We start from the raw sequence: 14304 nt of genomic DNA, 5'->3' as shown, positions 1-14304 counted from the left end.
ACATTTTCCCATTTTCATTACGATCAAAGGCATATCGGATTTGATCAATCTCGATTGTTATTCAGATGATTAATGTATCTAGGCAATTCCATCAGATCATCAATCACCCAATCTGCTTGTTCCGCATGACTGAAATGATGGTCTTTCTTCCAAACACCTTTCATCCCGATTTTTGAGCACCATACACATCATACTCAGGGTGATCACCGATAAAGATGCATTCATGAGGTTCTAAATCCAACCTTACTAACGCTCTCTTAAAGATTTCAGGGTCAGGCTTCTTCAAGCCTTCCCACTCTGAAACTAGAATTTCATCAAAATATGCTTTTATATCAAGAGCCAGGATGTTGTCCATTTGAAACTGGCCAAAGCCATTTGTGATCATTCCCAGCTTGATATTTTTTTCTCTTAACTCATCCAACATTTTATGTAAATGTGGAAAAGGTACACAGCTGTGCTTAAACTCACTGAGGTAATCCTCAAGCAGTTCTTCCCAAGTTAATTCAGGAATAGTGAATTCATCGATAAGTTGCTTGTACACTTCATCTTTCCATACGTAGCCGCGCTGGTCTAATTCAATGAACCTGGTTATGTACGATTCTTTCGGGATATGTCTCAGCCATTTATCCAATCTTTCATATTGTCTGTTGATGAATTCATTTACAGAGGCATCTCTGTTCAGCAGGGTCCCGTCCAGGTCGAATATGGCAGCTTTGATCATGATGGGGTGTCCTCCCTTTCTTTTTTAGTCGAAGGTTCATATTGCATATAGAAAATTAGTCAAGGAGGAGCAGATTTCGCCCGAATAAGGGAATTTGCGTCGTCATCCAAGCTGTTTCTTGTAATATATGCCTCGCATAGATTGGATTCAGTTACTATGTTAATTTGTTTTCGTATATAGGATCCATTTAATCTGCCTCAATCCTAAAAAACTTTTCCATATATTCACTATATTAACGCATTTTAGAATATAATGGAAAGAGATAAATAGAAAGGGAGTTACATATGGGATTGGAAATGAAGACGGATTGTCAGGCCTGCCGGAGGACTTTGACGGATGACGCGTATATCTGTGTGCATGAATGTACCTTTTGTGAGGATTGTACAGCTAAAAATGACTCTATCTGCCCGAACTGTAGTGGTGAGTTAGTCAGAAGACCGAAACCACCTGCGGGAATTGAGCATTAAGGTGGGAATCGTTTGAAGAAAAAGCACTGCTGACCATTGATTACATAATGGAATGTTCTCAATACTACCACCGATTCATCGAGGAGACACTCTGTTTCTCTAGATGGGAACAAACTCAGCGTGCGAACCCTGAGCTTGTTTCACTAGTTGATGTCTCCAAGATATATTACCGGAGTTAGTTCTTTGTTTAGATACGGAATGATTTTCCTAGGATATAATCTACACTTCGTTAACTCAGTCAAATCCATCCATTCGACCCCTACCTGATGACTATCTGGATTGGTAGGGGCAGGATCTTTGTCCATTTCATTGAGAATTGAACATTTAAAATAAAACTCCATCTGATGTACGTCATGATCAAAGGAAGCATGTTCATGGTTCTTCCCGATGTACTCGCGTATATGTATGAGTTCCCCTACTTCCACTTCCCTTCCGGTTTCCTCGATACATTCTCTTTTTAAAGCTTCATGAAGCGTCTCACCCTGCTCCTGGCCCCCACCTGGAAATAGATAAAAGAATCCATCCTTGTCTTTATTCTTGGTGAGCAGTACTTTATTTTCTTTTATAATAAGGGCTTTAGTTGAATTTCGGATGGGCATTAATAATCTCTCCTTCTAATTGCTTTCATTTCTCATATGTATACTAACGGGAGACTCTGAAAAAAAGTCTCCCAACTATTAAATGCTGACTATTGACAAACCATCAACACATTCCCATCAGGATCTTTAAAAACAAAGTAATGATCATTTTGGATATCCGTTACTAATTCGACACCATTGTCTTTCATAAATTGATAGGAGCCATGGATATCATCAGTGGCAAATTGAATCGCAGGGAAATTCAGTCTTGGTCCTTTTCCATTATTGTCTTTCCACATGGGCATCGTGTCAAGAATCATACCTGCACCATCCATGTCGGCAACAAAGAGATGATCGAAAAGGTCTTCTCCTTTTTCGATTCCGAGGATTCTCGCGTACCAATCTTTAGACTTTTCAATGTCACTTACAGGAATAAAAACCAGGTTCACTTTGTTTTTGATCGGACTCTTGATCATATAGCTTCCTCCATTTCTTGTAGAGTACTAGAATACCATTCAATATAAGGCATCACATATCCTGCCTGACTCTTTGATTTCCACCTTAGGAGTAAGAGATCTCGGTTCCCAGACTGAGTACTTTAAGATGAACCATTGATACACTTAGTTTATATACGACTCGAAAGGATGATTAGTTTGATAGATCGACTATTGGTTGAGAATACAGTCCGTTCATTTCGTGAGAGATATCAGCTTCCTGGCATCTCAATCTGTTTTACAGATTCTTCTGGAGAGGACTATCCAATGGCAGCAGGGGTTCGTCATATCGCATCAGATGCAAGGTTGGACCCGTATGATCATCTACGGGTCGGGAGCATTACGAAGATCTTCATCAGCGCACTTATTTTAAAATTGAAGGATGAAGGCATTGTGTCACTTGAACAAACTGTAAATTCCATCTTACCAGGCATCTTGAAAGAGGGGACTCATATAACCGTCCGGCATTTGCTACAACACAGAAGTGGTTTGAAGGACTATATATGGATGGATGTTGCAGGAACAAATTGTATTCAGCACGCAATATCCAGCCTTCATGATGAATTCCCGCCACAGAGCCTTATCCGACTTGTTGCCACCCATGACCTTCAATTTGAACCGGGTACTGAATTTAACTATTCAAATACAGGTTATATCCTGCTTGGAATAATAGCGGAAAAACTAACCGGAGAGTCGATAGAATACCTTCTCGAACAATGGGTCATCCAACCGCTTCAATTGGAAAGGACATACTTTCCCCGTACGAATGATCTGAGAAAACCTTTTGCGACAGGTTATTCTAGAGCTACTCCTGACCTGACAGACCTTTCAGATGAAATATCAGAAATTACGAATCTCAACATATCGATTCTATGGACTGCAGGGGCTGTTATTTCTAATCCTCTCGAAATTCAAACGTTCATGAAGTCCCTTTTTAATGGTCAGCTACTATCTAAGGAATCTTTGACTGAAATGATGTGTTTCCTGGAAGCTGATGATCCGAAGCAGTCCTATGGTTTGGGACTCCATCAATATACCTTTGATGATGGAAGACAAGCCGTTGGTCATCAGGGAGGGCTACATGGATACGAATCAGTTACACTTTATTATCCTGACTGTAAAATGTCTTTGACCGTTATCGTGAATCAAATGCCAGTCGGGGTTGTGGCAATGGCAGATCAGTTGTTTCGAGAAATTACCAAGGGGATTTGAGTGGAAGGTTGGCCTATTATTATGAAGAAAAAACGCTCAGTCGGAGCGTTTTTTCTTACTCGATCAAATGACTAACTCACATTATCGTCTTTTCACAGCTTTCTTCTTCTAAAAGTATGAGCTGCTCCCCATTATTAAACCACCAGCGATACGAAACAAGGTGCCAACAACAATCCAGAGACTGGATAAGAAAACACCCACCATAAATATAAAGAATCTCCCTATAAAAAGAACGTATGCTTTTTTTCGTCAATTCACCTTTGCTATATTGAAAGCTTCTCAAGAATCACCAAGAAGATCAACATGGTGATGGCAGATGCTATAGTAGATATCGTTAATACATATTCTTTTGTTTTCGGATATAACAACCATTCCATGAGAGCTCTGAATACGTGATGAACAATGAAGAAGGTCAGAAAATACAATTCAGGGCTAATGATATTTTCATTATTGAAAAGAATGATGATTACGCCGGCGACCATGAGCACTAATAGTATTCTCTCTCCCCATTGATGTACCGGGTGCCTTAATTCATTCAGATCCTCCTTATAAATATGAAAGGTTTTTCTTAATTTTTTTTCAAGCATAGCGTTGAAGACCATTAAGATTAATGCAAACGCTGAGGTAAGATACCAATGAAGAATGACTATTCCCCCCCCTATTAATCTCTTTCTATTTTAACATAAATTTCCTAATATGCTAGTAATCCAATGCTTGAGCCCTTTAGCGATAATGATCAATTCCTTTTAATTAACAATTCAAGTAGACATAATAATATTATGAATAACTTAAAATATGGAAGTTAACTACCTATGTACTTATTCAATCAATGGTAGTATGAAATTGTTATAAAAATAGAATGGCTAAGTCATTAATGACTTAGCCATTCTTTTCCTTTATTTGTTCCCTAATACTTTCTAGTTCTTCAAGAGTCAACCTGCTCAAAGACTTTTTGATTTCATCCTCAACCTGCTTTTTGTTTTTCTCCCTATACTGATCCCACCATTGCCTAAGATCTTTCGTATTTGTCAGGAGATATTCAAGGTCAATCTCTTCTATTTCATCATCGGATAAATAGTTCAGAACAGCCGCTAACATTTGTTCCAGCATCTCGTTTTTTTCTTTTTCATGTACCAATTCCCCTTTTTGTTCAGTTGAGGAGTCATCTTTCCTTGGCATGTTAGTCCCTCCTTTGCATCACTTCTTACTCCTAGTATTGCCTTAAGATCTAATTTGGTAAACGAATCTACTATAAAATGTCCTTAAAGTAATAACCCTTGAATAATGAGACCATTTTAATTCGTATTCCGTATTTAACGATGATAATTCAGGTAAACAATGCTTTTTCATGAGAAAAGAGGGTTACACCTCCAATAATTACTCTGTGTTTACTCCAGGTTTACGTACACTTTCTCCTTTTGTTCACCTCTCTTTTTCCTTGTATGGTTATGCTACCCGGGAATACAAAGAGAGGCGCGCCAATCAGAAGGAATCTGAGTTGGAGAAATTTGAAGAGCTTTATAAGCAATATGATTTAATGATTCATAAAGTGATTCACTCTTTGCACATATACAAAAATAAGCATGAATATTATCAGACTGGTCTCATCGCACTCTGGGAAGCACATGAAAATTTCGATCCAGAAAAAGGGGCTTTCCCGGCATATGCTTATTCATTTGTACGTGGCAGAATACTATCTCAATTAACAAGTGAAAACCGGAATGAAGAGAGAAGTATTTTCAAAGAAGCGGATTTTTTTGAAATCATGGAGGATGAAAAAGTGAATGATGGGTTGGCACAAGAGTTACTGTATAGTTATTGTGAGGACTTAACTGAAAATCAGAGGAAATGGGTGCTTTATACATGTTTTCACATGCTGACGGTAAGTGAGATTGCAGAGATAGAGAATGTTTCGATTTCCGCAGTGAAGAAGTGGCGTAAGGGAGCGAAAGAAAGGATTCGGGGAACGTTGGACATAAGATGATCGTTGATTCGTTTTCAAGCCCAGGACACTCAAAGGCCAATGATCTAGACTTGGCCTTTCCTGTATTATTTCTTACGACTTCAAATTTTTCACAACAGCCATTTCCCGACCGAATCTATCTCCCTGGTCAACAAATCCCAGACTGGAATATAAATGGTGTGCCCCTTTATTTTCAGGATGATACCCCACTACAATCTTATCGACATCAAGGGTTTCAATCATCCCTTCAATCATCAAGTCAGTTGCAGTTTTTCCAATACCCTTACCCTGATAGCTTTTATCCACCATGATTCGGTATACCCAGAAAGCATCGAGTTCTTCTGGCACAGTATTGTACATTAAAAAGCCGACCACTTTGTCCTCATAAAAGATGGCAAAGGGCTTTAGTGAAGGTTCAAATTTTGATTGAGCTATCGATACCGCATTTGACTCGATGAATGCCTTTTGATCATCAGAAATTTCCAGCTGACAGCAATCGTACCAAGTATCTTTATTTACTTCTACTATTTTCACACTGTTTGAATTCATTGATTTTCCCCTTTCGATATTACAGACCCAGCCTATTCATTATCCTCAATACCTTGACGTTACTTGAAATTATTCATTCTGTGATTACCGCAGAACGATGCCAAGAAACCAGATAAATATAGAAATAAATTTTCAGACTATTGTATTATACCACTGTTATCTATTAGAACCTCATATTTACTATTTACACTAGTGTCATTTGTAAATTTAAAAAAAGCTCCCCACAATTGGAAGCCTTTAGTTCACGTCAATTCTTTGATAAACGAAGGAACCGTGGATAAGCTGCGATCGCAATGAAACCACCCGCTATTCCAGCGATAAGCAAAATTCCGATATTAAACAAAACATCCCTTATTGTGCCATTTGCAAGGATCACCTCTTTGTAACCTTCGATAGCCCAGTATTGAGGCAATGCCTTGCTGATTGTTTGCATGAACTCCGGCATTAGTTCGACTGGTAGCCATAAACCCCCAAGCATAGCACCACCGAGGGCTATGATCTGAGTCATCGCAATCCCCATGTTTTCCGTTTTCACCAATACTGCGAGTGCCATACCCCATCCGGTTACAATAAATGCTAATGACAAAGATAACAGGATCAATGCAAATGGATCTCCTAATGGCAGATCATAAACAACCACACCGAAACCAAATAATACTGCCACTTGGATCAGCACAATCAACAAAAATGGGATCCATTTTCCGATAAAATAGTCTCTGATCGGTAATGGGGTACTAGCGATACGGGATACCATGCCCTTATCCCTGTCCTTAACAAATGCAATCACCATGGAGATCATGATATAAAAGGCAAACATAATCGTGTAGCCGGGAATGATCTGTGTAACAACTTCCTTATAACTTGTATTTTCATCACCTGAAAATATGGCGACAAAAGCGATAATAAATACGATTGGTAAGATAAATGTCCAGAACCATAACCCTTTATCCTGAATATTTTTCTTTAATTCCGTCCGTGCAATAGCCCACATGCTCATCCTCCCTTTCTATGAATCTCGCAGTTGTGTTCCAGTCAAAGCGAAAAAGATATCCTCCAGTTTTGGCTGGTACAATTCAAGCCTTCTTGGCATAATGTTTTGATTGCGTAACTCGACAATCAATTCTTCCAGCGTCACCAAAGGATCTTCACTTTGCAAAAGAAATCCATTTCCTTTGGCTTTGACCTGCCCATGTATGGATAAGCGGACTTCATCTAAACCTTCTCCCGAAATATACAATGAAGGTTTATTATATTTTTGTTGCAGTTCTTCCATTGTTCCACATTCGACTAATGTCCCCTTGTCGATTAGTCCGATGCTGTCACACAGCTGCTCTACTTCCTCCATGTAGTGACTTGAATAGATGATTGTACTTCCCTTCTCCTTTAACTCATGGATGATAGAGAAAACCGAGTTTCTTGATTGTGGATCGATTCCTACGGTAGGTTCATCCATGATTATAATGGAGGGATTATGCAGTAAAGCACAGCCAATATTCAATCGGCGCTTCATACCTCCTGAAAAGGTGATGACTTTGTCTTTCCCCCGTTCTTGTAAACCGATTTGTTGTAACACTTTCTCGGAACGATCTTGTAGGTCTTTGCCTTTCAGTCCATAAAGGCTGCCGAAATACATTAAATTATCCTTGGCAGTGAGGGTTTCTTCTAGACAGATATCTTGAGGTATGTATCCAATGAGCTTTTTCACCTTTAATCTTTCTTTCAAGACAGAATGCCCTTTGACGATGATATCCCCATCAAAGCTTTGTAATACTCCGGATAAGATTTTCATCAGTGTCGACTTCCCTGCCCCATTCGGTCCTACCAGCCCAAAACAAGAGCCTGCTGGAATAATGAAATGAATATCGTCAAGTGCTTGAATCGAATCATATCGCTTGCTTATATTCTTAACTTTGATCATAAAATAACCCTCCTCCAAATCAAATACTCTTAATGAGATGTACGAAACGGAATTGGTAAAAGTTTCACTTACTGTAAAGAAACGAAAGAAAAAGGAGTGGGTTTGCTCTCCACTCCTTTCTGATTTTCAATATCTTCAAATGAAATCAGTGTATATTTTGCACATCAACGTTACCTAACTAAATAAAGTAATAGGAATGAAAGGATACCTAAAAGGACAATCATAAAAGCATCTTTGAATCCATCTTTCACACGAATGTGGGCAAGCAATCCACCGATAGCTGTGACTCCAAGAATGAGAGATCCAGGGCCAATGTACGTTTCATCCCAATAACCAAGTACCAATAGTACGGCACCGGTTAATTCCACCAATCCAGTGACGACCCGAAACCATTGAGGTAAACGTAAATGATCAAATACACCACGATGCATACTCGAACCGGTCAATTTTCCGACAGCTGCCATTAAAAACATCGCAGCCAATATCCCTTGTAAAACCCAGATGAAGATGGTCATGTTGTTTTCCCCCTTCGAATTGGAAAGCAATGGGCCCTGTTACATGAATATGCCAGCTTGAATGATTACATGCATTTTTTTGGATGTAATGAATTTACATGGATGCACTAAAAATGTGGACAGATTGAACAACGTCTACTCCATCACTTTCAATCCCAATAGGCCTGCAAACCCGATTGCTTGCTCAGGTGAAACTTCACAACCAGAAAGATTGTCAAGAGCTACATTTATACGTGTAAACCTGCAGGTACTAATATCAATTCCTTTAAGGTCAGTCTGGGTGAAGTCAATCTCATTAAGATCGCATCGATCAAAGTTTACTTTCAAAAGTTCACAGTCAGAGTAGTTGGCATTTTGTAAAAGGGACTGGTTAAAGATCACCTGCTTTAATCGTGCTTCAACAAAGTCACTCATGTTCGCCAGGCACTCCTCAAAACGGACATTGCCTAAATTAGCCCCCGAAAAATCCACACCCAATAATTTGCATTCCTTAAAGGTCACCCTATGTATGATTCCCTCGTTAAAGTTTGCATTCGACAGGTCACAGTTTTCAAAAACGACATCTGTCATATCAATTCGTGGGAATGATGCACCAACGAATGAAACATTTTTAAACAACACTTTAGATAGCACGAGCTGATCGATCTCTTCCTGGTCAAGTCTGGCATTTTCTATCTTACAATTCGATAGGAATGGATCTTCTTCATAATAGACATCTTGAAAATTTGCCGACTCTAAACGAGCAGGGATTTTTGGGTCTTCTATTTTAAACCTATACCCCATGATTATTACACCTCAATTATGTTCATTTTGTATAAAGAAACTATAACATGAAGAAAATTGAATAATAGTCTTGGATTTTTTTCAGGTGTGTGTCTCGCATAGAAGACAGTTGTGGGTACACTGCACCTTTTTAAATGAAAGAATAGTAGATAGCTTACAATTTTTTCTCCGAATTGAATTTATTTTTCCCCGCTCATGACAAAGAATCATAACACCTATCTTATGTTTCGAGTTAAAATAGGATGGAATGATTAAAGAGAGGTGTTCCATATGAAGGTAACAGAAACATCACGACTCACCTTGAGATGGGTTGAGGAAACTGACGCAGAATTTATTATGAAATTACTAAATGAACCTGGATGGCTTCGATACATAGGTGACAAAGGAATTCGTACTATGGATGATGCAAAGGGCTATATCACGGAAGGTCCTAGGGCAATGTATGAACGGGAAGGATTCGGTTTGTTCTTAACAGAACGTAAGGATGATCATTCTCCGATAGGATTGTGTGGATTGATTAAGCGCGACGGACTTGAAGATGTAGATATCGGCTTTGCGTTTCTCTCTGACTATCAATCTCAAGGGTATGCATTTGAAGCAGCACGAGCTATGATGGAGCTTGCAAAGAACATTGGAATAAAACGTGTGGTAGCTATTACGACGAAAGACAATGAGTCCTCATCTAAACTGTTGGAAAAACTCGGAATGCAATTAGACGGGTATGTGACATTGCCAAATGATACAGAAAAACTGAAAAAATACGGCCTGGATTTTTAGGTATAGAACTATATTCATATTGAAAAGAGCTGGTGTCTCGCAGCTCTTTTTCTCAAATTGAAAAGCGTGTACTGAATAAATGATAAAAAGGAACGAAAAAAACACCTATCCACTATGAGATAAGCGCTCAGCAGGTTCTTATTGATATAACTTCTTCAACTCTCTCAATACATAGTTCTCCCGTTTAATCCAACGGTTGTTATCAAACTGGTCCATCCGTTTTTCATTCTTCTCAATCGCTTCATCCAGTGTAACCCACATTGGCTTCATATCCAGTTCCGATTCATATCCTTCTAATTGTTGTGGTATTCTATCTCTGTCAGTTAATTCACATTTAAAATAATGGGAAGTCATTTCGAACAAGGCATCATCTTCAAACACATCCATATGCCTTTGGATCACGATTCCAAGGGGCTCTTTAACAACACAGTTTATAAAGCCTGTTTCTTCAGCCACCTCCCTTATCAGGGCACGAGTCAAGGTTTCACCCTCTTCAACCCCGCCCCCAGGAAATTTATAATTCCCCCTGTTTGAATGCATGAGAAGAATCTTATGATCTTGAATGATGACTGCTTTTACGGCGGTTCTATATTTCATTTTGAATTCAGTTATCTCGCTTTTCGGTTTTCCTAATACGGTTTCAAACAAAAGTGACCCTCCTTCCTTTTACTTAACAATAGCCATTCCAACAACTTGATCCGAGAAGACAATCATTTCATCCATTTCAATAATAGAATCGGGGGCTGAAATTGATTTGAATCGAACGTTTTTAATATGTATCGGGCCTGTGGCATTTGTTGCCATCATATCAGGTGAAAGTTCCTGGAGTTCTTCCCCAAATCGATCGAGCCCATATTCAAGGAATGTCTTCATCTTTTCATCACCATCAAAAAAATTCACTTACCCCTCAATCATGGCAGTTTGAGTAAGGATTTGAATCCTGTCTTGTTTGTTTGAAATCACTTCTTCTGGAATCAATCCTTCTTCAAACTGTTGTTTTTGATCAGCCAGGTGAGTGATAATCGCTTTCTTGTAATCCATCGCTTTATTAATGATTTCCAACTTTATCATGGCTATTCTCCTTTTAATGGTAGATTCATTATCCTTGCCATATGAGATTTTCTTTCCTCAATTATTTCTTTTCAATCAATCCAATTCCCACTCCGGTAGGATCCATCAAATATGCAAGGAAGAAATCATCAAATTCCATCTTATCTCTGACCACCGACGCCCCGTTTTCTTTCGCTGCTGCAATTGTTATGTCAATGGAGTGTACTTCAATTTGTATACGTGTACCGTGTGGATGATCATGAGGTCCTTTGCCTATACCCACCCCCATTCATTTCATCACCTTGACCTGTTGAGACTGACCAGAAATCCCATTTAGGTTCAGCCACTTCCCATCCGAATACGCTTGAGTAAAATGCTGCCGCTTTTTCTGGCTCCTGACTGCTTAATTCAAAGCCAACCACTTTGCCATCTGGATTTTTCACGTTCGTTGCCTCCATATTCTTTTTTTTGAAAAATTTCACTTATGCATACGCGTATTATTTCTATTCGACAAATTTTCCCAATATCCTCCATTAGAACGAACATTCCCAAAGTAATGCCGAGTTTTGTTTCAGTCAAAAGAATAACGTATGTCTAGAACTCTATGGGTATTGCGGGCAAAATTTACTATTGCACTTGTTGATTTCTGTTATATTGATTAAGGAACCTAATTATTAGATTAGTCTTCAGCGACGAATATGTAGAAAGCCCGAGATCTAATGAAGATCTCGGGCTTTCTAGTATACATTTCATTTATTTTTCTCCATGACAGCAAAGTAATTATCCTCATAATCTGCAAAGTTGAATACTCTTCCAGAAGGCATTTCAACGATTTGTCCCACCGTTATATTTTTATCCGACAGGTTATTATGTAATTGATCCAAATCATCTGTGAATAGCATTAAAGATGGAGTTCCGAGATTAAGTTCGGGCTGCATTTTAGCAATCAGTTCCCTGTTGTGAAGCACAATGCTTGTCTCTGCATCTTTCGTCGGTGCGATTTCAATCCATCGCATCCCCTGCCCGTTATTTTCTTCGGATTGAACTGTAAACCCGACTTTTTCAGTCCAAAAGTGTACCGCCTCATCCTGGTTATGAACCTATAACATGATATGCCCGACTTTACTGATCATCTATATCACTCCTATTAAAGAATACTTCAATTATATCACTCTCCTATTGAAACGCTTACAATAAATAAAACCTGCGTTGTGTATACCAACGGGTTTACTTTAGAGGTGCAAACATTGTAAAACACATAGGAAAACGCACTTCAATTCACTATATCATTCACAGTGCGTTTTTTATTGTTTCTGTAGCATTTTGACGAATGTTAATTGCTTATTGTTTCCTAATTCACATAGTAAATCACAGGGTATGAAATAATTATTGGAGGATATGTGAATTAGGTGTGATTTAGTAAGAAAATTGAGCAACCAGTGATAGGTAAAATAAGCGGAGATATTCCCGTTATTATGTGGAATAGAGCTCTATTCGGGGAGAATAAGGGGAGTTTTCTCCCTTATGCAAAGCAAAATTAACGATTCTTACGTTTTTTGAGTCAATAGGGGAAATCTTTCCGTCTATTTAAGCTATCCTCAGTGCTATTTCCTCATTATGAGTAAATTCTCCGCTTATTTATCAGACTCGCCTCGCTTTAGCGATATCCTGTGAAAAAAGAAAATTCAAAAAAGGCTTAGAGAAATTTGTATCTCTAAGCCTTTTTGACTGTGAATTATGCTGTGAAGTTTATGTGATTTGCTAATAGATCTGGTCTGCGAGTTACCGTTTTGCACCTTACAAGTAAACCCGTTATGTGTATACATGGAGGTTTTTTCTCACTAGCTGTTTCGTTTCCCTATATATTCGGATTGCGGCCGGTATATCGTATTCTTTTCTGCCTGCTCCAATACATGTGCAGTCCATCCAACGATTCGACTGGCCGTAAATGTCGGTGTGAAAAGATCCGATGGCAGATTAATCGATTTCATGATGGCAGCTGCATAAAACTCTACATTTGTGTATAGGGATCTCCCTGGCTTAATTTCAGCTAAAAGTTCAATCGCCTTATTCTCCACATATAGTGCTAGATCCAGAGAGTGATCATCCCCCTTATTTTCTAACAGGGTATTTCTTAAAGCGATGGCTCTCGGGTCATGAGTTTTATACACCCGATGGCCAAACCCCATCAGCTTCTCTCCTTTCAGCAATTTTCTTCTTATGACTTTTCCGGCTTTTTCAGCGGTCCCTATTTCGTTCAGTAAATCAATGACCCCGGATGGTGCTCCTCCGTGCAGCGGTCCTTTCATTGTTCCGATGGCTGAAGTGATGGCTGAAACCAGATCGGATTCCGTTGAGGCTGTGACTCTTGCTGAAAAAGCAGACGCATTCATTCCGTGCTCAAGGGTCAGGACCATATACGTTTCCAATGCATCAGCAACTGCCTTGGACGGTTTGCTTCCGGATAGCATATAGAGATAATTCTCCACATGGTTCAGCTGGGGATCCGGATCAATGAAAGGTTTTTCCATATTTATATTAAAACGGTAGGCGATGATGGTCGGAATAACGGCTGTCAATCTCATTGCCTGATCAATAGTTGGCTTCCAATTGTATTCTAGGCATCCGAGAGAGGAGATGACGGTTCTTAATACACTCATCATGTCCATTTCCACTGGTAGAGAATGAAGGATCTCCTTCATTGCAGGCGTTAAGAATCGGAAATTGCTCAGTTTATTTTTGATGTCCACGGCATCCTCCATTGCAGGAAGATGCCCATACCATAATAAGAAAGCGGCTTCTTCAAATGACAGGTCTTTGAGTTCCCCGATTTCATATCCCCTATAGATGAGGACGCCATTCTTTCCATCGATATGGCTGATCGTAGTTTGTGCTGCTATAATTCCTTTTAATCCTTCACTAAACATTCGTTTCATCCCCTTTTCCTTTATTACAATTATTGTATAATGGATTTATAATTAAGAAAATTAAATATATTTAATTAAATTGATTATATTTATTAATAAAGATAGGGTGAAGAAAGTGGATTTGAATGTGGTGAAAACGTTTATTAAAGCAGCTGAATTCAATCATTTCAGGAAAGCGGCCGAGCGATTATATATTTCACAGCCGACCGTTACGGTACACATTAAACAACTTGAAAAAGAACTGGGAGTTATCCTATTTGAGAGAGTGGGGAAGAAACTAAAACTGACAGAAGCAGGAAGGTCCTATTTACAGCATGCTAAGAGATTGATTGAGATCTATGAGGAAGGAA

The 14304-nt window shown here is 38.9% G+C and carries 18 protein-coding genes and 3 pseudogenes; 5 read left to right on the top strand and 16 right to left on the bottom strand.

Annotated elements, in window-relative coordinates; all coding sequences use genetic code 11:
• Positions 1-44: 44 nt before the first annotated feature.
• Positions 45-721 (bottom strand): annotated as a pseudogene (locus ACXAF2_RS00105) (HAD family hydrolase).
• 284 nt (positions 722-1005) lie between these two features.
• Here ACXAF2_RS00105 and ACXAF2_RS00100 point away from each other — a divergent pair.
• Entirely contained in the window at positions 1006-1188 is a 183-nt protein-coding gene (locus ACXAF2_RS00100) for a DUF1272 domain-containing protein (protein ID WP_475136822.1), read from the top strand.
• A gap of 143 nt (positions 1189-1331) precedes the next feature.
• Here the strand turns inward: ACXAF2_RS00100 and ACXAF2_RS00095 are convergent, their stop codons facing one another.
• Complete coding sequence (locus ACXAF2_RS00095) at positions 1332-1787, bottom strand: NUDIX domain-containing protein (RefSeq protein ID WP_475136821.1); 456 nt, start codon at positions 1785-1787, stop codon at positions 1332-1334.
• 89 nt (positions 1788-1876) lie between these two features.
• Positions 1877-2242, bottom strand: coding sequence for a VOC family protein (locus ACXAF2_RS00090; protein ID WP_475136820.1), 366 nt, complete (start codon positions 2240-2242; stop codon positions 1877-1879).
• A gap of 177 nt (positions 2243-2419) precedes the next feature.
• Between ACXAF2_RS00090 and ACXAF2_RS00085 the strand changes: the two genes are divergently transcribed.
• A complete protein-coding gene (locus ACXAF2_RS00085) occupies positions 2420-3472 on the top strand; it encodes a serine hydrolase domain-containing protein (protein ID WP_475136819.1) in 1053 nt (350 codons plus the stop codon).
• 263 nt (positions 3473-3735) lie between these two features.
• On the opposite strand, the gene ACXAF2_RS00080 is transcribed toward ACXAF2_RS00085, so the two are convergent.
• Together ACXAF2_RS00080 and ACXAF2_RS00075 are read right to left on the bottom strand one after the other, a co-directional pair.
• Positions 3736-4074, bottom strand: coding sequence for a DUF4181 domain-containing protein (locus ACXAF2_RS00080; protein WP_475136818.1), 339 nt, complete (start codon positions 4072-4074; stop codon positions 3736-3738).
• Positions 4075-4351: 277 nt separating this feature from the next.
• Positions 4352-4651: a hypothetical protein gene (locus ACXAF2_RS00075; protein WP_475136817.1), complete on the bottom strand. Its 300-nt coding sequence runs from the start codon at positions 4649-4651 to the stop codon at positions 4352-4354.
• A 319-nt stretch (positions 4652-4970) separates the two neighbouring features.
• On the opposite strand from ACXAF2_RS00075, the gene ACXAF2_RS00070 reads away from it, so the two are divergent.
• Positions 4971-5456 (top strand): sigma-70 family RNA polymerase sigma factor, encoded by a 486-nt coding sequence (locus ACXAF2_RS00070; RefSeq protein WP_475136816.1) that lies wholly within the window; start codon positions 4971-4973, stop codon positions 5454-5456.
• Positions 5457-5528: 72 nt separating this feature from the next.
• On the opposite strand, the gene ACXAF2_RS00065 is transcribed toward ACXAF2_RS00070, so the two are convergent.
• The 5 genes from ACXAF2_RS00065 to ACXAF2_RS00045 all read right to left on the bottom strand — a co-directional run bounded on the left by ACXAF2_RS00065 (position 5529) and on the right by ACXAF2_RS00045 (position 9200).
• Positions 5529-5984 (bottom strand): GNAT family N-acetyltransferase, encoded by a 456-nt coding sequence (locus ACXAF2_RS00065; RefSeq protein WP_475136815.1) that lies wholly within the window; start codon positions 5982-5984, stop codon positions 5529-5531.
• Positions 5985-6231: 247 nt separating this feature from the next.
• Positions 6232-6975, bottom strand: coding sequence for an ABC transporter permease (locus ACXAF2_RS00060; RefSeq protein ID WP_475136814.1), 744 nt, complete (start codon positions 6973-6975; stop codon positions 6232-6234).
• Positions 6976-6990: 15 nt separating this feature from the next.
• Positions 6991-7902: an ABC transporter ATP-binding protein gene (locus ACXAF2_RS00055; protein WP_475136813.1), complete on the bottom strand. Its 912-nt coding sequence runs from the start codon at positions 7900-7902 to the stop codon at positions 6991-6993.
• Positions 7903-8072: 170 nt separating this feature from the next.
• Positions 8073-8417 (bottom strand): DoxX family protein, encoded by a 345-nt coding sequence (locus tag ACXAF2_RS00050; protein WP_475136812.1) that lies wholly within the window; start codon positions 8415-8417, stop codon positions 8073-8075.
• A 135-nt stretch (positions 8418-8552) separates the two neighbouring features.
• Entirely contained in the window at positions 8553-9200 is a 648-nt protein-coding gene (locus tag ACXAF2_RS00045) for a pentapeptide repeat-containing protein (protein WP_475136811.1), read from the bottom strand.
• Positions 9201-9470: 270 nt separating this feature from the next.
• On the opposite strand from ACXAF2_RS00045, the gene ACXAF2_RS00040 reads away from it, so the two are divergent.
• Positions 9471-9977, top strand: coding sequence for a GNAT family N-acetyltransferase (locus tag ACXAF2_RS00040; RefSeq protein WP_475136810.1), 507 nt, complete (start codon positions 9471-9473; stop codon positions 9975-9977).
• 138 nt (positions 9978-10115) lie between these two features.
• On the opposite strand, the gene ACXAF2_RS00035 is transcribed toward ACXAF2_RS00040, so the two are convergent.
• The 6 genes and pseudogenes from ACXAF2_RS00035 to ACXAF2_RS00010 all read right to left on the bottom strand — a co-directional run bounded on the left by ACXAF2_RS00035 (position 10116) and on the right by ACXAF2_RS00010 (position 13954).
• Positions 10116-10625, bottom strand: coding sequence for an NUDIX hydrolase (locus tag ACXAF2_RS00035; protein ID WP_475136809.1), 510 nt, complete (start codon positions 10623-10625; stop codon positions 10116-10118).
• A gap of 18 nt (positions 10626-10643) precedes the next feature.
• Positions 10644-10877 (bottom strand): hypothetical protein, encoded by a 234-nt coding sequence (locus ACXAF2_RS00030; RefSeq protein ID WP_475136808.1) that lies wholly within the window; start codon positions 10875-10877, stop codon positions 10644-10646.
• Positions 10878-11048, bottom strand: a complete 171-nt coding sequence (locus ACXAF2_RS00025) for a hypothetical protein (protein WP_475136807.1) — start codon at positions 11046-11048, stop codon at positions 10878-10880.
• Positions 11049-11109: 61 nt separating this feature from the next.
• A pseudogene (locus ACXAF2_RS00020) lies at positions 11110-11485 on the bottom strand (VOC family protein).
• Between the two features lie 291 nt (positions 11486-11776).
• Positions 11777-12160: pseudogene (locus ACXAF2_RS00015) on the bottom strand (VOC family protein).
• A 708-nt stretch (positions 12161-12868) separates the two neighbouring features.
• The gene (locus ACXAF2_RS00010) at positions 12869-13954 is read right to left on the bottom strand and encodes a citrate synthase/methylcitrate synthase (RefSeq protein ID WP_475136806.1); all 1086 of its coding nucleotides are present in this window, start codon (positions 13952-13954) and stop codon (positions 12869-12871) included.
• 115 nt (positions 13955-14069) lie between these two features.
• Between ACXAF2_RS00010 and ACXAF2_RS00005 the strand changes: the two genes are divergently transcribed.
• A partial coding sequence (locus tag ACXAF2_RS00005) for a LysR family transcriptional regulator (protein WP_475136805.1) occupies positions 14070-14304 on the top strand: 235 nt, incomplete at its 3' end.

This window comes from Rossellomorea sp. ABR4_004, from assembly GCF_056159585.1.
The sequence above is the reverse complement of the archived record's forward strand: the minus strand, read 5'-3'. Positions and strand labels throughout refer to the sequence as shown.